Source organism: Desulfobulbus propionicus DSM 2032 (genome assembly GCF_000186885.1).
Classification (GTDB): domain Bacteria; phylum Desulfobacterota; class Desulfobulbia; order Desulfobulbales; family Desulfobulbaceae; genus Desulfobulbus; species Desulfobulbus propionicus.
The window spans coordinates 3051492-3077308 of the sequence record NC_014972.1 but is presented as its reverse complement, the minus strand read 5'-3'; the positions used below and the strand labels follow the sequence as shown (position 1 = coordinate 3077308).

The 25817-nt window shown below is 60.7% G+C and carries 22 protein-coding genes; 20 read left to right on the top strand and 2 right to left on the bottom strand.

The window, feature by feature from the left end:
* Positions 1-3: 3 nt before the first annotated feature.
* The gene (locus DESPR_RS17465) at positions 4-2940 is read right to left on the bottom strand and encodes an EAL domain-containing protein (protein WP_015725337.1); all 2937 of its coding nucleotides are present in this window, start codon (positions 2938-2940) and stop codon (positions 4-6) included.
* A 175-nt stretch (positions 2941-3115) separates the two neighbouring features.
* On the opposite strand from DESPR_RS17465, the gene DESPR_RS13415 reads away from it, so the two are divergent.
* Positions 3116-4477, top strand: coding sequence for an MFS transporter (locus tag DESPR_RS13415; protein ID WP_015725336.1), 1362 nt, complete (start codon positions 3116-3118; stop codon positions 4475-4477).
* A 26-nt stretch (positions 4478-4503) separates the two neighbouring features.
* Here DESPR_RS13415 and DESPR_RS13410 read toward each other — a convergent pair whose 3' ends face one another.
* On the bottom strand, positions 4504-4719 hold the full coding sequence (locus DESPR_RS13410; RefSeq protein WP_015725335.1) for a YgaP family membrane protein: 216 nt from the start codon (positions 4717-4719) through the stop codon (positions 4504-4506).
* Between the two features lie 543 nt (positions 4720-5262).
* Here DESPR_RS13410 and acs point away from each other — a divergent pair.
* From acs to atpA, 19 genes are all read left to right on the top strand, one after another.
* Entirely contained in the window at positions 5263-7248 is a 1986-nt protein-coding gene (gene acs, locus DESPR_RS13405) for an acetate--CoA ligase (RefSeq protein WP_015725334.1), read from the top strand.
* A gap of 289 nt (positions 7249-7537) precedes the next feature.
* The gene (gene alaS / locus DESPR_RS13400) at positions 7538-10186 is read left to right on the top strand and encodes an alanine--tRNA ligase (RefSeq protein WP_015725333.1); all 2649 of its coding nucleotides are present in this window, start codon (positions 7538-7540) and stop codon (positions 10184-10186) included.
* Positions 10187-10203: 17 nt separating this feature from the next.
* Entirely contained in the window at positions 10204-11454 is a 1251-nt protein-coding gene (locus DESPR_RS13395; protein ID WP_015725332.1) for a beta-ketoacyl-[acyl-carrier-protein] synthase family protein, read from the top strand.
* 76 nt (positions 11455-11530) lie between these two features.
* Entirely contained in the window at positions 11531-11782 is a 252-nt protein-coding gene (locus DESPR_RS13390) for an acyl carrier protein (RefSeq protein WP_015725331.1), read from the top strand.
* A gap of 63 nt (positions 11783-11845) precedes the next feature.
* Positions 11846-13222, top strand: coding sequence for a phytoene desaturase family protein (locus tag DESPR_RS13385; RefSeq protein WP_015725330.1), 1377 nt, complete (start codon positions 11846-11848; stop codon positions 13220-13222).
* 54 nt (positions 13223-13276) lie between these two features.
* The gene (locus tag DESPR_RS13380; RefSeq protein ID WP_015725329.1) at positions 13277-14686 is read left to right on the top strand and encodes a phytoene desaturase family protein; all 1410 of its coding nucleotides are present in this window, start codon (positions 13277-13279) and stop codon (positions 14684-14686) included.
* Between the two features lie 9 nt (positions 14687-14695).
* Positions 14696-15388 carry a DUF6946 family protein gene (locus DESPR_RS13375; protein WP_015725328.1) on the top strand — a complete coding sequence of 231 codons (693 nt, stop codon included), beginning with the start codon at positions 14696-14698 and terminating at the stop codon, positions 15386-15388.
* A 41-nt stretch (positions 15389-15429) separates the two neighbouring features.
* Positions 15430-16170, top strand: coding sequence for a 3-oxoacyl-ACP reductase FabG (gene fabG / locus DESPR_RS13370; RefSeq protein WP_015725327.1), 741 nt, complete (start codon positions 15430-15432; stop codon positions 16168-16170).
* Positions 16171-16175: 5 nt separating this feature from the next.
* Complete coding sequence (locus DESPR_RS13365; RefSeq protein WP_015725326.1) at positions 16176-16610, top strand: 3-hydroxyacyl-ACP dehydratase FabZ family protein; 435 nt, start codon at positions 16176-16178, stop codon at positions 16608-16610.
* The gene (locus DESPR_RS13360) at positions 16611-17411 is read left to right on the top strand and encodes an enoyl-ACP reductase FabI (protein WP_015725325.1); all 801 of its coding nucleotides are present in this window, start codon (positions 16611-16613) and stop codon (positions 17409-17411) included.
* Positions 17412-17422: 11 nt separating this feature from the next.
* Complete coding sequence (locus DESPR_RS13355; protein ID WP_015725324.1) at positions 17423-17659, top strand: YkvA family protein; 237 nt, start codon at positions 17423-17425, stop codon at positions 17657-17659.
* Positions 17656-18696, top strand: coding sequence for a 3-oxoacyl-ACP synthase III (locus DESPR_RS13350; RefSeq protein WP_015725323.1), 1041 nt, complete (start codon positions 17656-17658; stop codon positions 18694-18696). The genes DESPR_RS13355 and DESPR_RS13350 overlap by 4 nt, the downstream gene beginning before the upstream one ends.
* Complete coding sequence (locus DESPR_RS13345) at positions 18696-19571, top strand: alpha/beta fold hydrolase (protein WP_015725322.1); 876 nt, start codon at positions 18696-18698, stop codon at positions 19569-19571. Before DESPR_RS13350 ends, DESPR_RS13345 begins: the two co-directional genes overlap by 1 nt.
* Positions 19568-21193 carry a fatty acid CoA ligase family protein gene (locus DESPR_RS13340; protein ID WP_015725321.1) on the top strand — a complete coding sequence of 542 codons (1626 nt, stop codon included), beginning with the start codon at positions 19568-19570 and terminating at the stop codon, positions 21191-21193. Before DESPR_RS13345 ends, DESPR_RS13340 begins: the two co-directional genes overlap by 4 nt.
* A gap of 84 nt (positions 21194-21277) precedes the next feature.
* Positions 21278-22285: an NAD-dependent epimerase/dehydratase family protein gene (locus DESPR_RS13335; RefSeq protein ID WP_015725320.1), complete on the top strand. Its 1008-nt coding sequence runs from the start codon at positions 21278-21280 to the stop codon at positions 22283-22285.
* Positions 22286-22588: 303 nt separating this feature from the next.
* On the top strand, positions 22589-23020 hold the full coding sequence (locus tag DESPR_RS13330; protein ID WP_015725319.1) for a F0F1 ATP synthase subunit B: 432 nt from the start codon (positions 22589-22591) through the stop codon (positions 23018-23020).
* Positions 23017-23745: a F0F1 ATP synthase subunit B gene (locus DESPR_RS13325; RefSeq protein ID WP_015725318.1), complete on the top strand. Its 729-nt coding sequence runs from the start codon at positions 23017-23019 to the stop codon at positions 23743-23745. The genes DESPR_RS13330 and DESPR_RS13325 overlap by 4 nt, the downstream gene beginning before the upstream one ends.
* Complete coding sequence (locus DESPR_RS13320; protein WP_015725317.1) at positions 23742-24290, top strand: F0F1 ATP synthase subunit delta; 549 nt, start codon at positions 23742-23744, stop codon at positions 24288-24290. The genes DESPR_RS13325 and DESPR_RS13320 overlap by 4 nt, the downstream gene beginning before the upstream one ends.
* Before the next feature lie 3 nt (positions 24291-24293).
* Positions 24294-25817: a F0F1 ATP synthase subunit alpha gene (gene atpA, locus DESPR_RS13315; protein ID WP_015725316.1), complete on the top strand. Its 1524-nt coding sequence runs from the start codon at positions 24294-24296 to the stop codon at positions 25815-25817.

Here is a 25817-nt window from a genome sequence, read left to right as displayed (position 1 = left end):
CGGCTAATGGATGGTGACGGACTGGACGGCTGTGGTATCCTGGGACGGTGAGTCGGCGCGGAGCTGCAGGTAGTGCAGGGTTTCCTCCTCGGGCATCGGCCGGGAATAATAAAACCCCTGCACCTCATTGCAACCGATTTGTCGCAGCCACTGCAATTGATTGCTGGTTTCCACGCCCTCGGCCACCACCTTGAGCTGCATCTGCTTGGACATGGCGGTGATGGTGGAGACGATGCTGCGGCTGTTGGGGTCATCGGCGCCGATGAACCGCTTGTCAATTTTCAGGGTCGACACCGGCATTTCGCTGAGATGGCTGAGCGAGGAGTAGCCGGTGCCGAAATCATCGATCGAAAAACGGATGCCCCGCTGGCGGAAACGGTGCATGGTGGCCAGGGTGTGCTGGACGTCCTTCATGGCCGTGGTCTCGGTGATCTCGAACTCGATCAGCCGGTGATCGATGTGGTGCGAGCCGAGGATGGCGTCGATGGTTTCGACGATCTGCACGTTGTTGAAGGTCCGGGGCGACATGTTGACGCTGATCGGCAGCATGCGTAGGTTGTGGCCCTGCAGCTTGCCGAGGAACAGGCAGACCTCGTCCAGGACGTAGAGGCTCATCTCGTCGATCAGGCCCGATTCCTCGGCGATGGGGATGAACTGGTCCGGGCCGATGACGACGCCGTTGCGGTGCCAGCGGGCCAGGGCCTCGAACGAGGTGGGCCGTTCACTGGCGAGATCGATTTTCGGCTGATAGAAGACTGAGAACTCCCGTTTTTTCAGTCCGGCGCGGATGGCATTTTCGGTGCGGACCCGGTTGAGCAGCTTTTCGTTCATCTCCCGGGTGAACAGGACAAAGGTGTTCTTGCCTTCGCTCTTGGCCTTGTACATGGCCATGTCGGCGTTTTTGATCAGTTCCTGGGTGGTTTGGCCGTCCTCGGGGAAAAGGGCGATACCGATGCTGGCGTTGATGTAGATGGTGTGGGGCGTGAGCTGGATCGGCTGCTTGAGCGAGGCCAGGATGCGGCTGGCCAGGGTGTAGACCGCCTGCTCGTTGTCGATGCTTTCGCTCAGCAGGATGAATTCGTCGCCACCCAGCCGCGACAGGGTGTCCTCGCTGCGGATGGTTCCGGACAGACGATCGGCCACCTCGATCAGGACCTGGTCGCCCTTGTCATGGCCCAGGGTGTCGTTGATATTTTTAAAATTGTCCAGGTCGATAAAGAACACCGCCAAGTTGAGGTGGTTGCGGCTGGCCCGGGCAATGGCCTTGGTCAGGCGGCGTTCCAGCGCCGCCCGGTTGGGCAGCTTGGTCAGGGCGTCGCTGTAGGCCATGATCGAGATCTGCTTTTCCCGGCGCTTGAGTTCGGTGATGTCGTGGAAAAAGGCGAAATAATGGGTGATCTGCTGCTGATCGTTTCGGATGACGCTGATCGAGAGCCATTGCGGGCAGACGGTGCCGTCCTTGCGCTGATTCCACACTTCGCCCGACCAGGCGCCCATGGTGCGGAGGTTGCGCCACATGCCCTGGTAGAATGCCTTGCCCTGATCGCCGTAGCCGAGCATGCTCGGATTGCGGCCGATCACTTCCGCATCCTGGTATCCGGTGATCTTGCAGAACGATTGGTTGACGGTCAGGATGCGTCCCTCGGGGTCGGTGATGTAGATGCCCTCGATGGCGTTGTCGAAGATGCTTTTGAACAGCTGCAGGTAGTTTTCGGCGCTTTTGCGGGTGGCGTTCTCGGCCAGCAGCTTTTGTTCCATCTCCTTGCGGCTGGCTATTTCCTGATGCAGCTGCCGTTGCACAAGGATGCAGGCCTCTTGTTCCTCGACCAGCTGACGGCGGTGGTGTTCGAGGGCTGCCTGCAGTCGCGCGCAGGCCATGACGATGTGGGCCAGCTCGTCGGTGCTTTCGTCGGCGGCGGATGGCGGGGGCTGGTCTTGATCGTTGGCGTCCAGGTCGCGGGCCAGCTGCCGAAGCGGCGCGGCAAGTCGCCGGGCGAGCAAGTGGGCCAGGCCGAGGGCTACCAACGCGAGCGGCAGCAGAAAAAAGAGCGCGAGGCGGCGGAACTGGGCGAACGGTTCTCGCAACGCCGCGCTCGGAACAACAACGCCGGCGAGCAGGTCGTTGTCGGGCTGGTGGCGGAAGAGGATTGTTTTCTCTTCGCCCTGGAGAGCTGTTGGCGGTGTCCAGGTAATCCGGCCGTTTTGTTGGCGACGCATGGTTTCGGCCAAGGACAGGAGGGCTTGCCGCTGCTCCGGCGTGGGTGCGGCTTCGGGGAAGAGAGGCGGCCAGAATACACCGCTCGGCGAGAGGAGGAACGATTGGCGGCCGTCGACCGGCAAGGCCGTGGCGGGTGTGCCGGCGGCAAGGATCTGGGGCAGCATCCGCTGCCGCTCCCCCAGTTCGCAGGTGGCGAGGATGGTCCAGCCCCAGGGCGGGAAAGCGGCCCGGTAAAGGGCTGTCGGCGGTTGACCGCCGGGCTGGTGCTCCAGGTAGCCGTCGGCGGTCAGCTGTTGCAGCCGACTGAAAACAGCGGCATCCAGGCGGGTGCGGATCCTGGTCGTGTCGGGATGCCGCAGGAGCATGCCCTGGCTGTCGATGCAGAGCACCGTGCCCTGCTGGCCGACGCGCTGCGCCGCCAGTGCCTCGAGCGCAAGCCGCTGGGCCTCGTCCAGGGTCAACCTTCCTGATTGATGTTGGTGGAACAGCGTTTGGCAAACAAGGCGGATGTTTTCGGCCGTGGTCCGCAGGGTGTGAGTGAAAACGGTTTGGGTGGCGGTTTCCGCCAGCTGGCGGACAACGGTCATGTCGGCCTGCGCTCGCGCTTCCTCCCGGTGGGTGAGGGCGGAGGCTATCAGGTAGCCGCCACCGCCGAACACGACACAGAGCGGAACGAGAAAAAACACTGTATAGGCAAGAAAAATTCTCGATCGCAGTGTCATGTTCCTGTGGGTTCCGGCCCTGGCGGTTGCATGGAAGCGAGCGTGGTTGTCGCGTGAAGAGAACTGTTTTTAACTATAAAGGATCACGGAGGAAGAGTCCAATGCAATTGCCTGTTGGCCGGGAAGGGCTGGGGAGCGCGGCGCGAGAGGCGGTTGGCGGCAACGGGGTCGACCGATGAACAGATCGCCGCTCGCCCTGCCCAATATCCGTTTGTTCGTGATGTTCCGCGTTCTGTTCAATGCTCGATTCTATTATCCGGTGTTCACCATCCTCTTCCTTGATTACGGACTGAGCCTGGAGCAGTTTGCCCTGCTCAACACCGTGTGGGCCTTCACCATTGTCCTTGCCGAGGTTCCTTCCGGGGCGCTGGCCGATTTGCTGGGCCGGAAACGACTGTTGGTGACCACCTCGGGCCTGATGATCGCCGAGATGGCGCTGCTCGCCTTTGTGCCGCTCGGCAACCCGCAAGGTATTTTTCTCGCCTTTCTCGCCAACCGGATACTCAGCGGCCTGGCCGAGGCCCTGGCCAGCGGCGCCGACGAGGCCTTGGCCTATGACACCCTGGCGGCTCATGGCTTGGCTGGCGAATGGCCCCGGGTGCTCGAGGTGCAGATGCGGGCCCAGAGCATCGGCTATATGTTTGCCATGACCCTTGGCGCGGTGGTCTACGATCCCGGCATGGTCAATCGGATACTGGGGTGGGTGGGCTGGGGCGGGAACGTGACCCAGCAGATGACCATGCGCTACCCGGTGTATCTCACCCTGATCTTTGGCCTACTGGCGCTGGCGGTGACCCTGCGGATGCGGGATTCGGCGGGGCGAACGCGCCGGTCGCAAAGCGTGTCGTCCCTGGCAGCGCTCTGGGAGCTTTCGCGGCTGACGGTGCGCGCCGGCGGATGGATTGTGCACACCCCCCTGGCCCTGGCGATCATTCTCTACGCCATGACCATTGATCATACCCTGCGGCTGATCGTCACTCTCACCAGCAAGTATTATCGCCTGATAGATCTGCCGGAGGCCAGTTTCGGCCTGATCGGTTCGCTGGTGGCGGTGCTTGGCCTGTTCGTGCCACGCCTGGCGCGGGGGATGGTCGAACGGTTTTCTCCTGCCAGGAATTTGCTCCTGCTTGGCGGCGGTTCCCTGGTGGTGCTGGGCGGTTTGACGGTATTCGTCCCCTATCTGGGGGTGTTGCCGATGGTTGCGGTGTTCGTCGCCCTCACCCTGACCAGCTTTTTCACCAGCCATTATCTCAACGAGATTGCCGAGTCGCATCAACGCGCCACGGTGCTGAGCTTCAAGGGGCTGGCCTTCAACGCCGCCTATGGGGGCATCGGCCTGGTTTTTGCCGGGCTAATGCAACGGTTGCGCGACACCACGGCGCTGTTACATCCCGAGTGGCCGGCAGCGCGTATCGAGGATCAGGCCTTCCGTCTGACCATGGGCTATTTTCCGTGGTACCTGGTTATCGGCCTGCTCCTTGTCTCCTTGCTCTGCCTGTCCCGGTTAAGGCGGCACCGAGGCGCGACAGGGCAATGATGGAAACGGCGGAACCGGCACGCGAGCTACCGTTGTTCCGGGACGCCCAATTTTTTCAGGATCAGCCCCAGTGGGCAGAATTTGCTGAAGCCGAACTGCAACAGGTTGGCACCGACAAAAGCGGTGAGCAGCAACCAATACCGGCTGACGAACAGGGGGTTGTTCGGGCTGTCAACGCCCAGTGCCAGGCTGATCAGGATGAAAAATCCAGCAATCGCGTGAATCCAGTCGGTGATGATCATCAAAACCTCCAAGGGTGGATTTCAGGCAGAGCGCCTGGCCAGAACGGTGCGTGACCGTTTGTTGTCAGATTGTCGTGCATGCGTCATCACCGAGCGGCCGGTGGTCACGCGTGCGGGTATTTCGTTATCAATACTATATTGGTCATACTGTGCAAACAAGCAAGATGGCAAAGTGCGCAGCTCCTTGAAACCGCAAGGAAATTGATTCCAATTCTCGATTCTGCTGATGGAACGGGCCGCTTTTTGTCAATAGTGAGTCTCTTTCGCGGGAAAATGCACATTGACAGCGGTTTCACGCGGGAATCGTTTTCTTTTTTTGCAAATCTCCTGTACATATTCAAACTAGGAGTTCTGAGCCGAAAACCTCAGTACCAGATCGAACAGCAGAAGTTGTCCTTGGTGGCAGGCTTTTGCCGAAGAAAAGGCTGACGGCGCGGTCCAGTGTTCCGAGTTGGCTGGCCATGGCTGCCTGCGGAGGGGTTGAGACGCGGGAGGCATGGGTAACATGGAACAAGCGGTTTTTTTGTTGAGGGGGAGCGTGTTATGAGTGCAATGGAAGATAAAATCACCAGTCTGTTGGCCGAAGGCAAAGTATTCCAGCCGCCGGAAGAGGGAAGTGCCCAAGCCTGGGTCAAATCGATGGAGGAGTACAAACAGGCCTATGCCCACTCCATGGAAGATCCCGAGGGGTTTTGGGCCAAGCGTGCCGAAGAGCTGGTCACCTGGGATAAGAAATGGGACAAGGTGCTCGAATACGATCTGTCCATTCCCGAGGTCAAGTGGTTTGTCGGCGGCAAGCTCAACCTCTCCGTCAATTGCCTCGATCGTCATCTGACCGACGGCCGGCGTAACAAGGCCGCGATCATCTGGCAGGGCGAGCCGGAAGAGGATGTCCGCGTCTATACCTACCAGATGCTCCACGACGAGGTCTGTCGATTCGCCAATGTACTGAAAAAGAAGGGAGTGAAGAAGGGCGACCGGGTGGCCATCTACCTGCCCATGGTCCCCGAGTTGGCGATTTCGCTGCTGGCCTGCGCCCGCCTCGGCGCCGTGCATTCGGTGGTTTTTGGCGGTTTTTCCGCCGTGGCTCTGCAGAGCCGCATCGAGGACTGCCACGCCAAGGTGTTGATCACCGCCGATGCGGTGCTCCGTGGCGGCAAGGCCATCCCGCTCAAGCCCAACGCGGACGAAGCCCTGGAAACCTGCCCGAGTGTCGAGACCTGCATCGTTGTCCGCCGGGCCGGCAACGAGATTGAGATGAAAGAAGGTCGTGACTGCTGGTGGCACCGGGAAATACACGCCAAAGACATTTCCTCGTATTGTGAGCCCGAGTCCATGGATGCCGAGGACATGTTGTTCATCCTCTACACCTCCGGCTCCACCGGAAAACCCAAGGGCGTGGTTCACACCACCGGCGGCTACTTGACCTACGCCATGCACACCGCCCAATGGGTCTTCGATCTCAAGGACAACGACGTCTACTGGTGTACCGCCGACCTCGGTTGGATCACCGGCCACAGCTACATTCTCTACGGACCGCTGGGGCTGGGCGCCACGGCGCTGATGTTCGAGGGCGTGCCCAACTATCCGGGACCGGACCGGTTCTGGCGGATCGTCGAGAAGTTCAAGGTCAACATCTTCTACACCGCGCCGACCGCCATCCGCGCCCTGATGCGGGAAGGGGTCGAGCCGACCCAGCGATGGGATCTGTCCAGCCTGCGCATCCTCGGTTCCGTGGGCGAGCCGATCAACCCCGAGGCCTGGATGTGGTATTTCATCAACATCGGCAAGGAGAAACTGCCCATCGTCGATACCTGGTGGCAGACCGAGACCGGCGGTATCATGATCTCGGCCTTGCCCTACGTGACCCCGCTTAAACCCGGTTCGGCCACCCTGCCGCTGCCGGGCATCGACGCGGCCATCTACAACGAGGAAGGCAAGGAGGCCAGCCCCAACGAGGGCGGCCATTTGGTCATCCGCAAACCCTGGCCGGGCATGCTGCGCGGCGTGTTCGGCAACCCCGAACGCTACAAGAAGGCCTACTTCAACCGCTACCCGGATACCTATGATCCGGAAGACGGCGCCCGCCGCGACGAGGACGGCTATTTCTGGATCATGGGCCGGCTGGACGACGTCATCAACGTGTCCGGACACCGGTTGGGCACGGCCGAGATCGAGTCCGCCCTAGTGGCCCACGAGGCGGTAGCCGAGGCTGCGGCGGTCGGCATGCCGCATCCGGTCAAGGGGCAGGCGATTTTCGCCTACGTCACCCTGATGAGCTGGGCCGAGGAGAGCGAGGAGCTGCGCAACGAGCTGCGCCAGCATGTGCGCAAGGAGATCGGTCCGATCGCCACCCCGGATGTGATCCAGTGGGCGCCCGGTCTGCCCAAGACCCGCTCCGGCAAGATCATGCGCCGTATTTTGCGCAAGATCGCGGCCAACGATTTTGCCGATTTCGGCGATACCTCCACCCTGGCCGACCCGACTGTGGTCGAGCAGCTGGTCGATACCAAGAAGCAGATGGGGTGATCAGCCCCATCGGTTGTTCCACGCGCGCCGCCGCCAGCAGTCGGCATGGTCGCAGGGAAATGGACAGGCGGGATGCATGGCATCCCGCCTTTTTTTATCAGGGACTCCTGGTGTCATTTTTTCTTTGCAACGGCTGATTTCATGGTATCATGGTCAGCTCTGCTGTGGGCACCTCGCCTGCTTGCCCTGGAGTGTTTCTCCTCTTGGCGGGCACAGCGGGTGGCAAGCGGCTGCCCGTCAGTGGTCCCGGTGTGGATTCTCCCTGAAAAAATCAAGCCATGACAACACAATGACCGGTAACGAAATTCGCGCATGTTTTCTGGAATTTTTTGAGAGCAAAGGTCACACCAGGGTTGCCGCCTCCTCGCTGGTCCCCCACGACGATCCCACCCTGCTGTTCACCAACTCGGGCATGGTGCAGTTCAAGAAGGTGTTTATGGGCGAGGAGACCCGCCCCTATGTGCGCGCCACCACCGCCCAGAGCAGCGTCCGTGCCGGCGGCAAGCACAACGACCTGGAAAACGTCGGCTATACAGCCCGCCACCACACCTTCTTCGAGATGCTGGGCAACTTCTCCTTTGGCGATTATTTCAAGAAGGACGCCATCGCCTATGCCTGGGAGTTTCTCACCAAAAAGCTGGGGCTTGATCCGAACAAGCTTTGGGTTTCGGTCTACAATGACGACGACGAGGCCTATCGACTGTGGGAGCGGATCGAAGACCTGCCCAAGGGCCGCATCGTCCGCATGGGCGAGAAAGACAATTTTTGGGCCATGGGCGATACCGGCCCCTGCGGTCCCTGCTCCGAGATTCACATCGACCAGGGGGCCGAGGTGGGCTGCGGTCGTCCGGATTGCGCCCTGGGCTGCGACTGCGATCGCTTCCTCGAACTGTGGAACCTGGTGTTCATGCAGTTCTACCGCGACGAACACGGCACCATGACCCCCTTACCCAAGCCGTCGATCGACACCGGCATGGGCCTGGAACGGGTGGCTGCCGTGCTCCAGGGCAAGTTCAACAACTTCGACTGCGATCTGTTCACCCCGATCATCGACCATGTGGCCGCCCTGGCTGGGAAAAAATATCATGAAAACCGGGCAGACGATGTTTCCATGCGGGTCATTGCCGACCATGCCCGGGCCACCACCTTCCTGGTCGCCGACGGGGTGCTGCCCTCCAACGAGGGGCGGGGCTACGTGCTGCGCCGGATCATGCGCCGCGCCATCCGCTACGGCCGCGCGCTGGGGTTGAGTTCGTTTTTTCCCGGGGTCTGCGCCCTGGTCACCGAGTTGATGGTCCATGCCTATCCCCATCTGGGCGATACCCGCGAACTGCTGGCCAAGGTGGTGACCAATGAGGAGCAGCGGTTTGGCGAAACCCTTGATCACGGCCTCAACAAGCTCGAGCAGGAGATCCGGCGGTTGAAGAAAGCCGAGGGCGAGCGAGCCGTCATTCACGGCGACTTCATCTTCAAGCTCTACGACACCTACGGCTTTCCAGTGGATATTGTCCGTGATATCGCCATCGAAAAGGGGATCGCCTTCGATGAGCCCGGTTTTGCCCAAGCCATGGAACAGCAGCGCGAACAGTCGCGCAAGTCATGGAAGGGCAGCGATGTCGATCACCTCGAAGCCGGTATCATCGAGCTGGGCAGCAGGGGGCTGAAGGCCGAATTCATTGGCTACGCCACCACCCATGGGGTGTCGACCGTCGAGGGCATCGTCAACGCGTCCGGACAGTTGGTGCATGAGGCCAAGGCCGGCGAGACCCTGCGCCTGTTCTGTGCTCAAACCCCCTTCTATGCTGAGTCGGGCGGTCAGATCGGCGATCAGGGCGAGATCACCTGGGAGGATGGCCGGTTCGTGGTCAGCAAGACCCTGGCCCCGGTCGAGGGCTTGATCCTCCACGAAGGCCAGATCGCCCAGGGTACCCTGACCACCGGCACCCGGGTTGAGTTGCAGGTGGCCGACCGGCGCACCGATACCGCCCTTAACCACACCGCCACCCATCTGCTGCAAGCGGCGATGAAAAAGGTCCTGGGCGACCATGTCAAGCAGGCCGGTTCCGCAGTGGATCACAACCGGCTGCGCTTTGACTTCACCCATTTCTCTCCCCTGACCCATGGGGAGATCTGCACCATCGAGCAGTTGGTCAATGCCCAGATCCGCCGCAACACGCCGGTGGACACCACTCTGCTTGGCCGCGAGCAGGCCATTGCCGAAGGCGCCACCGCCCTGTTCGGCGAGAAGTACGGCGAAGAGGTACGCGTGGTGCGCATCGGCGACTTCAGCAAGGAGTTGTGCGGCGGCACCCATGCCCGCATGACCGGCGATATCGGGCTGTTCAAGATCGTGATGGAAACCGGTATCGCCGCCGGCGTGCGCCGGATCGAGGCGGTCACCGGGGCGGGCGCAATCCACTGGGTGCAGGAACTGGCCCGGCAGGCGAACGCGATCAGCGCGGTGCTCTCCGGGCCGCTCGACGGCGCGGTCGACAAGATCCAGGGGTTGCTCAAGCGGCATAAAGAGTTGGAGAAGCAGATTGCCGCTCTCAACGCCTCCATGGCCCTGTCGGATCTCGACCAACTCCTGGCATCCAGCATCGAACTGGACGGCATGCGGGTCGTGGCCAGCCGGGTGCCGCTCGATTCCCCTAAAACCCTGCGCGAGATCGGCGATAAGATCCGCGACCGGATGCAGAGCGGCATCATTGTTCTCGGCGGTGAATTCGAGGGCAAGGCGGCGCTCTTGGCCATGGTCAGCAAGGATTTGACCGGTCGGATCAAGGCCGGTGACCTGGTCAACCGCGCTGCGGTTATCGTCGGCGGCAAGGGCGGCGGCCGGCCGGACATGGCCCAGGCCGGCGGCCCCATGCCGGATAAACTGGACGAGGCCATCAACAGTGTGGCCAGCATTATCAAGGGGTTGGCAGGGATCTGATCCCCTGAATGAGCAGTATGGAACAACACGCAACACATCAACGTATCGTCATCACCGGTGTCGGTCTGACCGCGCCCGGCGCCGCCAATCTGAGCGAATTCCGCGCCAATCTCCTGGCCGGCACCAGCGGCATCTCCACCCTTGACCTGCGCTATATGGGCGTCCATCCGGCCGGTCTATGCAGCTTTGCCGAGACCCGCTACCGCAAGAAGCGGGAGAACAGCCGCGGCACCCGCGCCGGTTGCATCGGCGTCTATTGCGCCAACGAGGCCCTGGTGGATGCGGGCATCGATTTTTCCACCTACGACCCGGCCGCCACCGGTGTGTACATCGGTCTGACCGAACACGGCACGGTGGAGACCGAAAACGAGGTCTATAACATCGGCCAGTACGGCCATGATGTCAACTACTGGACTCACCACCATAATCCGCGTACCGTGCTCAACAATCCGGCCGGCGAGATCACCATGAATCTCCGCTTGACCGGACCGCATTACTCCATCGGCGCGGCCTGTGCCGCCGGCAACGCGGCCCTGATCCAGGGGGTACAGATGCTGCGCCTGGGCGAGGTCGACCTCGCCCTGTGCGGCGGCCTCTCGGAATGCGTCGGCTCGTTTGGCATCTTTGCCTCCTTCCGGGCCCAGGGGGCGCTAGCCGAGCACCAGGACCCGACCAAGGCCAGCCGTCCCTTTGACCGCGACCGCAATGGCATCGTCATCTCCGAGGGCGGCTGCGTCTTCACCCTGGAGCGGCTGGATGCGGCCCTGGAGCGCGGGGCCTCAATCTACGGCGAGATCACCGGCTATGCCATGAACTCCGATGCTCGCGATTTTGTCCTGCCGTATGGGCCTCGCCAACGGCAGTGCATGGAAATGGCGCTGGCGCGGGCTGGCCTGTCGCCTGCGGACATCACCATTGTCAACACCCACGCCACCGGCACCAAGCAGGGCGACGTCGAGGAGTGCAACGCCGTTCGCGAGACCTTTGCCGGCTGTGAGAACACCTGGATCAACAACACCAAGTCGAGCATCGGCCATGCCATGGGCGCTGCCGGCGTGCTCGAACTGGCCGGCAACCTGCCCTCGTTCACCGACAATATGGTCCATCCGACCATCAATGTGGACAACCTCGACCCGGAATGCGCCTTGCCCGGACTGGTGGCCAACGCCCCGAAGCAGCTGGAACGGGTCGATGCCATCCTCAACAACTCCTTTGGCATGCTGGGGATCAATTCGGTGGTCATTGTCGAGAGATTTGTGGCGAACTGAGGGTGTCTGTGGTATTTCTCTCCAATTTTTACCGAACTTCAACTGTATTTGTTTTTTTATATAGAGGAACCGAAGTATGAGCCGTGACGAAATCAAGGACGTAATCCTTGAAATCATAGCAGATATTGATGAAGAAGCCGATTTTGCCAGCCTGGATGCCGATGCCCCCCTGCGCGACCAGCTGGATCTCGACTCCATGGATTTTCTCGATATTGTCATGGAGTTGCGCAAACGCTACAAGTTGCAGATCCCCGAGGAGGAATATCCGCAGCTCGCCACCCTGACCAGTTGCGTCAACTATCTGGAACCCAAACTGCAAAACGTCTGAGCCTCCTGCCGGCGCGCGAGTGGTCCTGATGTCGGACCACGTCCGCCGGTCCTGCCCGCGTCCATGGCTGACTATGAACTGATCATCATCGGGGGTGGGTTGTCGGGACTGGCGGCCGGTATCCGCGCTGCCCGCTTCGGCCGCAAAACCCTGATCCTGGAGCAGCACAGCCTGCCCGGTGGGCTCAACTCCTTCTATCTCCGCCAGGGGCGGCTGTTTGAAACCGGGCTGCACGCCATGACCAACTGTGCCGCGCTCGGCGACAAGCGCGCCCCGCTCAACCGGCTGTTTCGCCAGTTGCACCTCTCCCGCAAGCAGTTTGCCCTGCACGAGCAGATCGGATCCGAAATCCGCTTTGCCGACCGCTCTCTGCTATTCAGCAACGATCCGGCGACCCTTGAGGCCGAAATTGCCCGCGAGTTTCCCGAAAGCCTCGACCATTTTCGAGCGCTGCGGGCCGAGATCGCGGCCTACGATCCCTTTGCCCCGGCCCCGTGGCGATCCACCCGGGCTGTGTTGGCCGAACGACTGGGCAATCCGCTCCTGGAAGACATGCTGCTGCTGCCGCTGATGGTCTACGGCAATGCCGAGGAGCAGGACATGGACCTGGGCCAGTTTGTCATCATGTTCCGCGCCGTGTTCGAGGAAGGGTTTTTCCGGCCCGCCGCGACCATGCGCGAGTTCCTCGATCTGCTGGTGCGCCAGTATCAATCCTTCGGCGGCGAACTGCGCTTTCGCAGCCCAGTGGGTGCCCTTTGCATCGATCAGGGTCGGGTTGCGGGCGTGCGGCTGGAAAACGGCGAGGAACTGAGCGCCGAGGTGGTGCTGTCCACCGCCGGCATCCCGGAAACGATCCGGCTCTCCGGTTGGAAGGCCGACCAGGAACGCTATTGCGGCCGGATGAGCTTCATGGAGACCATCTCCCTGCTGCCGCAGGCTGCGGCCGCATCGCTTGGCCGGGAGCGGACCATCATCTTCTACCACAACGGCGAGCGGCTCAACTATTGCCGGCCTGCCGACTATCTCGACCCCTCCTGGGGGGTGATCTGCTTTCCCGAGCATTTTGCCGGTCTGCCGCCGGCGGACATGGCCCAGATCCGGGTGACCAACGCCGCCAGCTATCCGTTGTGGAAGGCTTTGGCTCCAGCGGCGTACAGGGCTGCGAAACAGCACTGGACCGAGGCCGCCACCGTGGCCAGCGAGGAAATCGTTGGGAATTATCGCCGGTTCATTGTATATCAGGACAGCTTCACGCCGGTGACCATCGAACGCTTCACCCGCAAGGCCCAGGGTGCGGTCTATGGCAGCGGCATCAAGATCAAGGACGGCCGGACTCCCTGGCCCAACCTCTTTCTCGCCGGCACCGATCAGGGTTACCTGGGTATTGTCGGTGCCATGCTCAGCGGGATTACCGTGGTCAATCAGCATATTTTGCGGTGATCCGCCCCCAGAGCAGAGCTGTGTCCGTCCGTTTTGCAACCACCATGGAGAACGATGCGCTATACACCGCTGGATAGGGTTCGCCCCCAATATGACGTCATTGTGGTCGGTTCCGGGCTTGGCGGCCTGACCAGCGCCAACCGCTTGGCCGCGGCCGGCCACAGTGTGTTGCTGCTCGAACATCACATTCAACTGGGCGGGCTGGCCACCTGGTTCAAGCGCGGCGGCCATATCTTCGACGTCTCCCTGCACGGCTTTCCCTACGGCATGGTCAAGACCTGCAAGAAGTACTGGGGCAAGGCCATCCGCGACTCCATCGTCCAGCTGCAGCACATCGTCTTCGACAACCCCCAGTTCTCCCTGACCACCACCTTCAGCAAGGAGGACTTCATCCGCATCCTTCAGGAACGGTTCGGCATCAGCCAGCAGGTGGTCGAGGACTTCTTCGCCACCGTGGATGGCATGAACTTCTACGACGACCAGCGGCTCACCACCCGGGAACTGTTCGAGCAATTCTTTCCCGGCCGTAGCGACGTGCACCGGTTGCTAATGGAACCGATCACTTACGCCAACGGCTCCACCCTGGACGAGCCAGCCATCACCTACGGCATCGTCTTCTCCAACTTCATGAACCGGGGCGTGTTCACCTTCGAGGGCGGCACCGACAAACTGATCGGCCTGATGGCTGAGGAACTGCTGGCCAAGGGCGTGGATATCTGCACCGGCGCGCGGGTGGACCGCATCCTGGTGAAGGACGGCGTGACCACCGGCGTGGTGGTGGGGGACCGCGAGATCAGCGCCCGGGCAGTGGTCTCCAACGCGGGCGTCACCAACACCATCGACCAGTTGGTCGGGCGGGAGTGTTTTACCAAGGACTTCCTCGGCCGCTTTGGTAAGGTGCAGGTCAACAATTCGAGCTGCCAGGTCTATTTCGGTATCCGCCGGGGCGAGACCATTCCCGACATCGGCGACCTGCTCTTCACCTCCACCGCCCCGGAGTTCTCCTCGGAGGAGATGCGGCGCATGGACACCCAAAGCCGCACCTTTTCCCTCTACTATCCCAAAACCCGGCCGGATGCGGCGCCCGATTACACCATCGTCGCCTCGATGAATGCCAACTACGACGACTGGGCCGGGTTGGGCGATGCGGCCTACCATGCGGCCAAGGAGGCGATGATCGAACGCTGTCTGGTCGATCTGGACCGCTACCTCCCCGGCATCCGCGCCAAGATCGACACCATCGAGTCGGCCACGCCCAAGACCTTCCACCGCTACACCCTGCACACCAAGGGCACCTCGTTCGGCACCAAGTTCGAGGGCCTCGACATCTCCCGCTTCCTGCACAAGGAGATAGGGGGCCTCTTTCATGTCGGCTCGGTCGGGATCATCATGAGCGGTTGGCTGGGGGCGATCAACTATGGGGTGATCGTGGCCAACGATGTGGATGGGTATTTGAGGGGGTAGTTAGGGAACATGGAAAAGAAATCCCGTATATTTCCTTTTACGACCGGGGTTGAGGATTGGCAGGCTTTGCTGGCTGATCCAGATAGACATTGGCGAAAAGGATATTCCGCTCGGACCTTAGCGTATTGCTGGGAGTCGTCGGAGGAACTACCAGAGGAAGTTGCACAACCCTTTGCAGAGAGCATGGATCCACTTTTAGCTAATCTTCAGCCTGTCATCGGCATTCCCGAATTTAAGGTTCCTTTGCCTGGGGGAAGGAATAGTTCGCAAAACGATATCTTTATCTTATCCCGATCCACAGCTGGCCCTGTCTGCATCATGGTGGAAGGCAAAGTCAGCGAGTCTTTTGGACCAAGAGTGACAGATTGGTTGAAAAATGCTTCGGAGGGGAAGATGAAACGGCTGGAATTCCTTTTGGATTCCTTGGGGTTGACGTCTCTACCCGATGATACGATTAGGTACCAACTACTTCATCGCGCAGTCTCCGCTATAATCACGGCAGAGCAATTTAGGGCTGTTGCTGCGGTGATGCTGATTCATTCGTTCAGCCGAGAGCTTGTTGGATGGTTGGATTATAGCAGGTTTGCAAGCTTGTTTGAAGTTGAGGCCGTTGTTGGATCATTGCAAAAATTAAGTGTCTCGTCAAAAGTTCCTCTTTTTGGGGTTTGGGTTATAGGAAATCACGCTTTTTTGGAGTGTTAGCTCAAAATTAAAATAATTAGCAAAACGGTAATAAAAAATCCATGCTCGAATTTGAAGGGAAAAAAGCTCTCGTCACCGGTGCCACCCGCGGCATTGGCCGGGCCATCACCGAGGCGTTGCTCGCCCAGGGGGCAAACGTGGTCGGGGTCTATGGCGGCAATGCAGCGGCAGCCGAGGCCATGCGGTTGGACTGTGCGCAATACGGCGACCGTCTGCGGCTCAGGCAGCTGGATGTCAGCGACTACCCGGCCGTGGCTGCCTTTTTTGCCGAGCTGGAAGCCGAGTGGGAGACCCTCGACATCCTGGTCAACAACGCCGGCATCCGCCGTGATGCGGTCCTGGCGATGATGAAGGAGGAGGACTGGCGGCGGGTGATCGATGTCAACCTCACCGGCGGCTACACCATGTCCAAGTTCGCGGTGCCGCTGATGATGAAGCAGAAGTATGGCCGCATCGTCTTTGTCACCTCGCCCATGGGCCATCTGGGCTTTGCCGGCCAGGCCAACTACGCCGCCTCCAAGGCCGGCCAGGTGGGCCTGATGAAATCGCTCTCCAAGGAGGTGGCCAAGCGCAAGATCACGGTCAACGGCGTCTCGCCCGGGTTCATCGCCACCGAACTGATCGCTGATCTGCCCGAGGCGCAGGTGAAGGAATACAAGAAGATGGTGCCGGCAAACCGTTTCGGCACCCCGGCCGAAGTGGCCGAGGCGGTGCTCTTTCTCGCGAGCGATCGTGCCGCCTACATCAACGGCGCGGTGCTCGAAATCACCGGCGGGCTGTAACCATCATGATTGATCCCTTCATTCTCGAACGCATTCCCCACCGGCCGCCCTTTCTCTGGCTGGACCGGGTGGTGGCGATCAGCGGCGACACCATTCGCGCCGAGAAAAAGGTGGACGAAGATCTGGATGTCTTTCGCGGCCATTATCCCGACTATCCGCTCATGCCCGGTGTGCTGCTCTGCGAGGCGGTCTTTCAGGCTGGGGCCCTGCTGATCGGTGAACGGATGCGCGGCGCGGCGGAAGAGGGCGACGGCGTGCCGGTGCTGACCCGCATCCTCGGCGCCAAATTCAAACGCGAGGTTCGGCCCGGCGATACCCTGGAGATTAGCGCCTCCCTAGTCGAGCGGATGGGGCCGGCCTGGATCATGAAAGGTGCGGTCAAGGTGGGCGGCAAAACTGCGGTGCAGGTGGAGTTCGCCTGCGCGCGCAAGGGGGGCTGAGTGGATTTTTTGCAGCTTGCGGGCAAAACGATTGTGGTCTTTGGCCTGGCCAACAAGAAATCGGTGGCCTGCGCCATCGGCCGGGTGCTGGTCGAGGCCGGGGCAACAGTGGTCCATGTGGTGCGCAGCGGGCAGCGGGCGGAAGCAGCGGCCAAGCTCTTCCCCACCAGCCCGGTGTTCTGCTGCGATGTCGAAGACGAGGCCAACATCGTCCGGGTCCGCGACGAGATCGCCGGCCACATCAGCGAACCCATCGACGGCATCGTCCACTCCATCGCCTTTGCCAACTACAGTGAGGGCATGCGGCCCTTCCATCAGACGCCGAAGCGCGATTTCCTCCAGGCCATGGATATCTCCTGCTTCTCGTTCATCAGCATCGCCAACCATTTCAAGGAACTGCTGGCCCGGCAGGCCTCGCTGGTGACCATTTCCATCTCCACCACCCGCATGGCGGCGGAGAATTACGGCTACATGGCCCCGGTCAAGGCGGCGCTCGAATCGTCGCTCTGCTTCCTGGCCAAAAGCTTTTCCGCCTTCTCCGAGGTCCGCTTCAACGCCGTCTGCCCCGGCCTGCTCAAGACCTCGGCCTCGGCCGGCATTCCTGGCTACATCGACAGCTATCTCTTTGCCGAACAGGCCACCCTGCGCAAGCGGGCAGTGCAGACCGACGAGGCCGCCAATGTGGCCGCCTTTCTCCTCTCGCCTCGGTCCTCGGGCATGACCGGCCAGTGCCTGGTGGTCGACGCTGGCATGGGCATGAACTACTTTGATGCCGCCATCGTCGCCAGGGCGATGGGTTGAGGGACGACGCCATGCAGCAGTGGCCAATGCTCGCCCGGTTGTGGCAGATGCTCCTTCACACAAAAGATGTGTTTCTCTCGCCGACCACCCCCCTGGGGGTGAAGGTCGCGCTCGCTCTTGGCCTGCTCTATACCGTTTCTCCCTACGATCTCATTCCCGAATGGGTGCCGGTGCTCGGCGTCATGGACGATCTGGCCCTGGCCGCCTTGCTGATCGCCTGGGCCAACAGCTTCAAGGTGCCCAAATGACTTTGCGTTACACCCAGGTCTGTTTGCACGACTTCGGCTATCAACTGCCGCCGGTGGAGTTGTCTTCGGCGGCGATCGAGGAGCGGCTTCAGCCCCTCTATGAGCGGCTGAAGCTGCCGGCCGGTCGACTGGAGCTGATGACCGGGATCAACACCCGGCGTCTGTGGCAACCCGGCACCCGGCCAAGCGCAGGGGCGGCAGCCGCTGGAGCAGATGCCATGGCCAAGGCCGGGGTGGACGTGGCCGATCTCGGCTGTCTGCTCTTTACCTCGGTGAGCCGCGACATGATGGAGCCGGCCACCGCCGCCTTTGTCCATCGCAGCCTGGGGCTGCCCTCGTCCTGTTTGCTGTTTGACATTTCCAACGCCTGTCTCGGCTTTCTTGACGGCATGATCATGCTGGCCAACATGCTGGAATTGGGACAGGTCAAGGCCGGGTTGGTGGTGGCGGGCGAGACCGCCGAGGGTCTGGTCGAATCCACCCTGGCCCATCTGCTCGCCGAAACCGGACTGACCCGCAAATCGATCAAGCCTCTCTTTGCCTCCCTGACCATCGGCTCGGGGGCCGTGGCCCTGGTGATGACCCGGCGTGACTACCGGGATACCGGCCATTATCTGCACGGCGGCGCCTGCTGGGCCCAGACCGTCCACAACGATCTTTGCCAGGGCGGGCAGAATGCCGAACAGGGCACGCTCATGTCCACCGATTCCGAGCAGCTGCTGGAAAAGGGCATCGAGACCGCGGCCGCCTGCTGGCAGCAGTTTCACGCCACCTTGGGCTGGGACAAGGGTTCCATCGACCGCTTCTTTTGTCATCAGGTCGGCAAGGCCCACGCCCAACTGCTGTTCGAGACCCTGGAACTCGATCCGGCCAAGAATTTCGAGACCCTGCCCCTGTTGGGCAACGTTGGTTCGGTGTCCGCGCCCATTACCATGGCCTTGGGCATCGAGCAGGGCGCCTTGGGTGCCGGACAGCGGGCCGCCATCCTGGGCATCGGCTCGGGCATCAATTCGCTCATGCTGGGCATCGACTGGTAATGAATTCCCAACCCTTGGCGGAATATCCGTTTCAGCCCCGTTTTTTCGATCTTGATGGCCACCGGCTGGCCTATCTCGACGAGGGCCAGGGGCCGGTCGTGGTCATGGTCCATGGCAACCCTTCCTGGTCCTATCTCTATCGCAATCTGGTGTCCGGCCTGCGCGATCGTTACCGGTGCATCGTGCCCGACCATATCGGCTGCGGCTTCTCCGACAAGCCGCAATCCTACCCCTACCGGCTGCGCACCCATATCGACAACCTCGAGCGGCTGCTCGATCATCTCGGGGTGGAGCGTTGCACCCTGGTGGTCCACGACTGGGGCGGAGCCATCGGCATGGGCTGGGCCGGCCGGCATCCCGAGCGGGTGGCCGGTGCGGTGGTGCTCAACACCGCCGCCTTTTGCTCCCGTCGCATCCCCCTGCGCATCGCTGTTTGCCGCTGGCCGCTGATCGGGCCGCTGCTGGTGCGCGGTCTGAACGGGTTCGCCGGCGCGGCCGTGTTCATGGCCGTGCGCAAGCGGCTGCGGCCTGAGGTGGCCAAGGGGTTTCTCGCCCCCTACGACAGCTGGCGCAACCGGATCGCGGTGCTCCGCTTTGTCGAGGATATCCCCATGGAGGCAGACCATCCCTCCTGGCCGACCCTGGTGGAGGTCGAGCAGTCTTTGGCGCGGCTGCGGGACATGCCGCTCATGCTCTGCTGGGGCGGGCGTGATTTCTGTTTCAACGACAGCTTTTACCAGGAGTGGCGGCGACGCTTTCCCCAGGCCGAGGCGCACTATTTTTTAGAGGCCGGCCACTATGTTCTTGAGGATGGTCTGGAGGCGATCAGCCCTCTGATCGAGGACTTCCTCCACCGCGCCCAGGAGGGGCCATGAGGGATTGCAATATCGCTTCCGCCCTGCACCAGTCTGCGGCCACCCTGGGAGAGCAAACCGCCCTGGTGGCCCTGGATGGCAAGCAATGGCGCCAATGGACCTTTGCCGATCTGGGGCGCAACAGCGATGGCTACGCCACAGCCCTGTATGACGAAGGGGTACGCCAGGGGGACCGGGTCATGCTGATGGTCCGGCCCTCGATGGAATTCGTCTGCCTGACCTTTGCCCTCTTTCAGTTGGGGGCGGTGGTCATCCTCATCGATCCGGGCATGGGGTATAAAAATTTACTGCGCTGCATCGGCTCGGTCCGGCCGGATGTGCTGATCGGGATCTCGAAGGCGATCCTGTTCAGTCGTCTCTTCCGGGCGCCTTTTGGCTCGGTCCGTCGGCGGCTGGGGGTGGGCAGGGGGATGCTGTGGGGGGCTCGGCGGCTCACGCTACCGGCCACAATCAATTCGCCGCCCCGCCATGCGGCCGAGGACAATGACCTAGCGGCCATCATCTTCACCACCGGCTCCACCGGCCCACCCAAGGGGGTGGAGTATACCCACGGCATCTTCCACACCCAACTGCAACTGATCCGCGATTATTACGGCATCGGTCCCGGCGATGTCGATCAGCCGGGTTTTCCCCTTTTTGGCCTCTTTGCCACTGCCCTCGGCGCCCAAGCGGTCATTCCGGACATGGATCCGACCCGGCCGGCCCAGGTCGATCCGGTCAAGTTCGTCCGCACCTTGCAGGCCCATCAGGTGACCTACTCCTTTGGCTCGCCGGCGATCTGGAACGTGGTCAGCCGCCACTGCCTGGAACAGGGCATCGTCCTGCCGGTACGGAAGGTCTTGATGGCCGGCGCCCCGGTGTCTGGGGAACTAATCGAACGGATGCAACGGATTTTGCCGCCTGATGCCCAGATTTTCACCCCCTACGGCGCCACCGAGAGTCTGCCAGTGGCCTCGATCGAGGGGCGGGAGATTGTCGACCAGACCTGGCCCCTGACCCGTATGGGCCACGGCGCCTGTGTCGGCCGTGCCCTGCCGGGGATCGACGTGCGGATCATCGAATCCATGGACGGCCCCATCGAGTCATGGTCGGAGGTGCGCGTGCTGCCTCCGGGAACCATCGGCGAGATCGTGGTCCGCGGTCCGGTGGTCACCCGGGCCTATGCGGGCAATGGGGAGGAAACGCGGCTGGCCAAGATTGCAGACAACGACACCTTCTGGCACCGCATGGGCGACATGGGCTATCTCGATGCGCAGGGCCGCCTCTGGTTCTGCGGTCGCAAGGCCCACCGGGTGCGCACGGCCCAGGGGATGCGCTACACCATCTGCTGCGAGGCGATCTTCAACGAACATCCCCGGGTGCGCCGCTCGGCCCTGATCGGGCTGGGCCCCTGGGGGGAGCAGACACCGGTCATCGTGGTTGAGCCCGTGGGGCCAGTGGCCGACGAGCAGCAACTCTTTGTTGAACTGCGGCAACTGGCCTTGGCCAATCCCTTGACCGCGAATATCGAGCACTTTCTCGTCCATCGGTCCTTTCCGGTCGATATCCGCCACAACGCCAAAATTTTTCGTGAACAGCTGGCCGATTGGGCGTGCAAACGGGTGCAACTGCCCTGCGGCTGATAGAGGCGGGGCCATCCGGGGCGGATGGTGGACACGGCAGGGTGGACAGCGAAAACACATCACAACAGGGCAGGAGAGGGGAGCATGAACAGGGTGTTGGTCACCGGCGGAGGCGGTTTTATCGGCAAGGCCCTGGTGCGAGAGCTGGTCAGCCGGGGCGTCGAGGTCACGGTGGTGGGCCGCAACCCCTACCCGGAACTCACGGCCCTGGGAGTACGCTGCTTGCAGGGCGACATTCGTGATCGCCGCTTTTTGGAGCAGGTCACGGTTGGCCAGGACACCGTCTTTCATGTCGCCGCCAAGGCCGGTATCTGGGGCCCACGTCAGGAATACGTTGCCATTAACGTCACCGGCACCAAGAACGTCATCGCTGCCTGCCGAAAAAACGGCGTGCCTAAGCTGGTCTACACCTCGACCCCTTCGGTGGTCTTCGACCGGCAGAGTCTTGAAGGGGTCGACGAAAGCATCCCCTATGCCCGCCGACCGTTATGCCACTACGCGGCCTCCAAGATCGTGGCCGAGCAGGCGGTTCTGCGGGCCAACGGCGATGAATTGCGGACCATTGCCCTCCGGCCGCATCTGGTTTGGGGCCCGGGTGACCAGCATCTCATTCCTCGACTGCTGGCGCGTGGCAGGGCCGGACAGTTGAAAATCGTCGGCTCGGGCCGTAATCGTGTCGATATCGCCTATATCGACAATGTGATCCATGCCCATCTCCTGGCGTCGGAGAATCTCCACGCTAGCGGCAGCGGTGCCGGGCAGGCGTTTTTCATCGGCCAGGATGAACCGGTCGAGCTCTGGTCGTGGATCAACGATTTGTTCAATCGGTTGCAAATCCCGCCGGTCACCCAGCGGTTGTCGTTCAACCTTGCCTATGTGGCGGGAGCACTGTTGGAGAGTGCGCATGCCGTGTTCGGCAAGGAGGAAGAACCGCGAATGACTCGTTTTCTCGCCCATCAGCTGGCACACTCCCATTGGTTCAGTCATCGCAAGGCAAGAGAGCTGCTCGGCTACCGTCAACAGGTGACCACCGATGAGGGGATGGAGCGGTTGGTGGGATGGGTGGGCGACTCGGCAGGCACGGTTCCCTGAGGAGGAAGAAACACGGAGGGAAGGAAAATACCATTTGGCAATTTGCCGGTGGTACGCTATTTTTGCTCCGCGCTGCGGGCAAGTCTGTTTGCAGGCGCCGCTGACCTGCTGATGCAGGGATTCGCGTCCGAGTTGTTTTTGTCAAGACCAGCAACAAGCATAACTGAAAAATCCTATAAATATTATTTAAAAAGATTTGACAGCAGTTGCATTTTTCAGTAGTTATCCGGAGCGGAAGATGAACCGCCATTCACTTGCTTTGGCGGGTAATTGCCATATTATCTGTTATAAGGGGTAGTTAGTATGATTTCGATTGATGTTACACTGTTGATGCACATTGTGAACATGATTGTATTGATGTTCGTCCTCAATGCAATTCTGTACAAGCCCGTGCTGGGAATCCTGGAAAAGCGGGCCCAAAAAATCGAATCCCTGAATGGCGATGTTGCTCAATTCGAGCAGAATGCCCGTCAGCGCCAAGCAGAACTGGACGCAAAAATGCGGGAGGCGAGCAGCAAGGCCAAGAAAGCCTTGGATGGCGCCCGCGCCCAGGCTCAAACAGCCGGTGCCGAGAAATTGGCGACGATCCGCAAGGAATCCGATAGCGTGAAGGAAAAACAACTGGCCGAGCTTCGGTCGCAGATGGAGGCCGCCAGAAAAGAGCTTCAAGGAAATGCCGCGGGTTTCGCCCAGGCAATGGCAGGAAAGATACTTGGAAGGAGTCTGGACGCATGAGAACTTGCATCACAACTGTAGTACGGTCGGTGTTGCTGGCGATTTTGATCGGCGCGTTGCCGCCGGCCATCGCCGCCGCCACCGAAACCCCGGCCGCCGCTCCGCATCAGGAGGTGAAAGCCGACACACACGCCGCTGCCCCTGCGGCTGCGGGTCACGAGGTGGCCGCCGATACCCACGGTGCCAAGGCTGATGCCCATGGCGATGCGGGGCATGGAGAGGCGCACGGCGGCTCGTTGTCGCCGGAAAAATTGAAAGATTTGTTTTGGCGGGCGGTCAATTTTCTCGCCCTGGTCGTCATTCTGGTCAAATTCGGCGCCAAGCCGATCATGTCCGGTTTGAGCGGTCGGCAGCAACAGATCCGCGAAGAACTCGAAGATCTCACTGCTCGGCGTGACGAGGCGGAACGAGCCTATAAGGATTTTGAGGTTAAGCTCGCCGGCATGGAAAAGGAAATGGAGCTGATCGTCGAGCGGGCGATCGCCCAGGCACAGGTGGAAAAAGAGCGAATTTTAGCGGATGCCGAAAAGGCCGCTGAAGATATCAAGCGTCAGGCTGAGGCAGCCGTGCAGGCTGAGCTGGAAGATGCCAAGCGTATTCTCCGGGAAGAGATTGCGGAGCAGGCGGCGGCCATGGCTGAAGAGTTGATCGTGAAGAATCTGACCCCTGCGGATCAGGTCGCGATTACTGAACAGTATCTTGAAAGAGTGGGTGCGGTACAGTGAGACAGACAATACTAGCTCGTCGATATGCAAAAGCGCTCTTTTCCTTGGGAAAGGAGCAGGGAAAAACCGGCGAATACAGTGAGATGCTCAATGCCATCGCCGGCTTGTACGGTGAAGGAGAAACCGGCGTGGGCGATGCTCTGAACAACCCGCTGTATCCGCTGGATGTTCGGCAGAAAGTCATGGCCAAGATCGCGGAATCCGTTCAGGCAGACGCGATCATGACCAGCTTTTTGAATCTGCTGGTTGAAAAGAAGCGTGCCGATATCTTGCCCGACATCGCCATGGAAATGCAGGTGATGGTGGACAAGGATCAGAATATCAGCCATGGATCCATCATTTCCGCCATTGAACTTGACCAGACCTTGCTGGACAAGATTCAGGCAACATTGGAAAAACTGACAGGAAATAAGGTTATACTTGAAACCCAGGTCGATCCGTCCATTATAGGCGGGATTATAGCCAAGGTTGGTGACTTGGTGCTGGACGGAAGTATAAAGACACAACTGAATGGATTAAAGGAATCTATCAAGGGGAGAGAATAATCAATGCAGATCAAAGCCGAAGAAATCAGCCAGATTATAAAAGATCAGATTGCTGGCTATAAAGCAGATATCGACTTGAAGGAAACCGGAACCGTGTTGTCTGTCGGTGACGGTATTGCCCGCGTCTATGGTGTTGAAAATTGTCAGGCCATGGAGTTGCTCGAGTTCCCCGGCGGAATTTTTGGCTTGGCACTGAACCTTGAGGCCGACAATGTTGGTTGCGCCATCCTTGGTGATGTTCGCGACATTAAAGAAGGCGATATCGTCAAACGGACAGGGCGCATCGCCGAGGTGCCGGTTGGTCCGGAAATGGAAGGCCGTGTTGTGGACGGTATTGGGCAGCCGATCGATGGCAAGGGTCCGATCAGCGCCTCAGAAACCCGCAAGATCGAAGTCCTCGCCCCTGGTGTTATCGCGCGGAAGAGCGTGCACGAGCCATGCTACACCGGCGCCAAGGCGGTCGACGCCATGACCCCGGTTGGTCGCGGTCAGCGCGAGCTGGTCATCGGTGACCGTCAGATCGGCAAGACCGCGCTGTGTGTCGACGCGATCATCGCCCAAAAGAACACGGATGTGCATTGTATCTACGTTGCCATCGGTCAGAAAAAATCCACTGTGGCCCTGGTTGTCGAGGCCCTGCGTAAGCACGGTGCCATGGAGTACACCACCGTAGTCGCCGCCTGCGCCTCCGACCCCGCGCCGATGCAGTATGTCTCCGCCTTTGCCGGCTGCGCCATGGGTGAATACTTCCGCGATAAAGGACAGCACGCCCTGATCATCTACGATGATCTTTCCAAACAGGCTGTCGCTTACCGCGAACTCTCCCTGCTGCTCCGTCGTCCTCCGGGACGTGAGGCCTATCCGGGCGACATTTTCTTCAACCACTCCCGTCTGCTGGAGCGCGCCTCCAAGGTGAGCGATGCCCTCGGCGCCGGCTCCCTGACCGCTCTGCCGATCATCGAGACCCAGGCCGGTGACGTTTCCGCCTTCATCCCGACCAACGTTATCTCCATCACCGACGGTCAGGTCTATCTGGAACCGAACCTGTTCTTCGCCGGCGTCCGCCCGGCGATCAACGTCGGTCTGTCGGTTTCCCGCGTTGGTGGTGCCGCTCAGGTCAAGGCCATGAAGCAGGTCGCCGGTACCCTGCGGCTTGACTTGGCCCAGTATCGCGAGCTGGCCGCTTTCGCCAGCTTCGGTTCCGATCTCGATGCCGCCACCCAGGCTCAGCTGACCCGCGGTGAACGTTTGGTTGAAATCCTCAAGCAGCCGCAATACCAGCCGTTGCCCATGGAAAAGCAGGTCACCATTATCTTTGCGGGGACCAAAGGCTTCCTGGACAAATTCCCGGTCAACGTCTTGGCTGACTATGAGAAGGAACTGTATAGCTATATTGAGACCAACGAACCTTCAATCTTCAACGAACTCCGCGAAAAGCAGGTGATTTCTCCTGAGTTGGAAGAGAAGATGAAAAAGACACTGGCAACCTTTGGTGAGACCTTCAAGGCAACAAAGGGCCTGAACTGA

Excerpts from the sequence above, each read along its gene's own strand:
- DESPR_RS17465 (WP_015725337.1), bottom strand. The coding sequence starts at position 2,940 with ATGACACTGCGATCGAGAATTTTTCTTGCCTATACAGTGTTTTTTCTC.
- DESPR_RS13415 (WP_015725336.1), top strand. The coding sequence starts at position 3,116 with ATGAACAGATCGCCGCTCGCCCTGCCCAATATCCGTTTGTTCGTGATG.
- DESPR_RS13410 (WP_015725335.1), bottom strand. The coding sequence starts at position 4,719 with ATGATCATCACCGACTGGATTCACGCGATTGCTGGATTTTTCATCCTG.
- acs (WP_015725334.1), top strand. The coding sequence starts at position 5,263 with ATGAGTGCAATGGAAGATAAAATCACCAGTCTGTTGGCCGAAGGCAAA.
- alaS (WP_015725333.1), top strand. The coding sequence starts at position 7,538 with ATGACCGGTAACGAAATTCGCGCATGTTTTCTGGAATTTTTTGAGAGC.
- DESPR_RS13395 (WP_015725332.1), top strand. The coding sequence starts at position 10,204 with ATGGAACAACACGCAACACATCAACGTATCGTCATCACCGGTGTCGGT.
- DESPR_RS13390 (WP_015725331.1), top strand. The coding sequence starts at position 11,531 with ATGAGCCGTGACGAAATCAAGGACGTAATCCTTGAAATCATAGCAGAT.
- DESPR_RS13385 (WP_015725330.1), top strand. The coding sequence starts at position 11,846 with ATGGCTGACTATGAACTGATCATCATCGGGGGTGGGTTGTCGGGACTG.
- DESPR_RS13380 (WP_015725329.1), top strand. The coding sequence starts at position 13,277 with ATGCGCTATACACCGCTGGATAGGGTTCGCCCCCAATATGACGTCATT.
- DESPR_RS13375 (WP_015725328.1), top strand. The coding sequence starts at position 14,696 with ATGGAAAAGAAATCCCGTATATTTCCTTTTACGACCGGGGTTGAGGAT.
- fabG (WP_015725327.1), top strand. The coding sequence starts at position 15,430 with ATGCTCGAATTTGAAGGGAAAAAAGCTCTCGTCACCGGTGCCACCCGC.
- DESPR_RS13365 (WP_015725326.1), top strand. The coding sequence starts at position 16,176 with ATGATTGATCCCTTCATTCTCGAACGCATTCCCCACCGGCCGCCCTTT.
- DESPR_RS13355 (WP_015725324.1), top strand. The coding sequence starts at position 17,423 with ATGCAGCAGTGGCCAATGCTCGCCCGGTTGTGGCAGATGCTCCTTCAC.
- DESPR_RS13350 (WP_015725323.1), top strand. The coding sequence starts at position 17,656 with ATGACTTTGCGTTACACCCAGGTCTGTTTGCACGACTTCGGCTATCAA.
- DESPR_RS13345 (WP_015725322.1), top strand. The coding sequence starts at position 18,696 with ATGAATTCCCAACCCTTGGCGGAATATCCGTTTCAGCCCCGTTTTTTC.
- DESPR_RS13340 (WP_015725321.1), top strand. The coding sequence starts at position 19,568 with ATGAGGGATTGCAATATCGCTTCCGCCCTGCACCAGTCTGCGGCCACC.
- DESPR_RS13335 (WP_015725320.1), top strand. The coding sequence starts at position 21,278 with ATGAACAGGGTGTTGGTCACCGGCGGAGGCGGTTTTATCGGCAAGGCC.
- DESPR_RS13330 (WP_015725319.1), top strand. The coding sequence starts at position 22,589 with ATGATTTCGATTGATGTTACACTGTTGATGCACATTGTGAACATGATT.
- DESPR_RS13325 (WP_015725318.1), top strand. The coding sequence starts at position 23,017 with ATGAGAACTTGCATCACAACTGTAGTACGGTCGGTGTTGCTGGCGATT.
- atpA (WP_015725316.1), top strand. The coding sequence starts at position 24,294 with ATGCAGATCAAAGCCGAAGAAATCAGCCAGATTATAAAAGATCAGATT.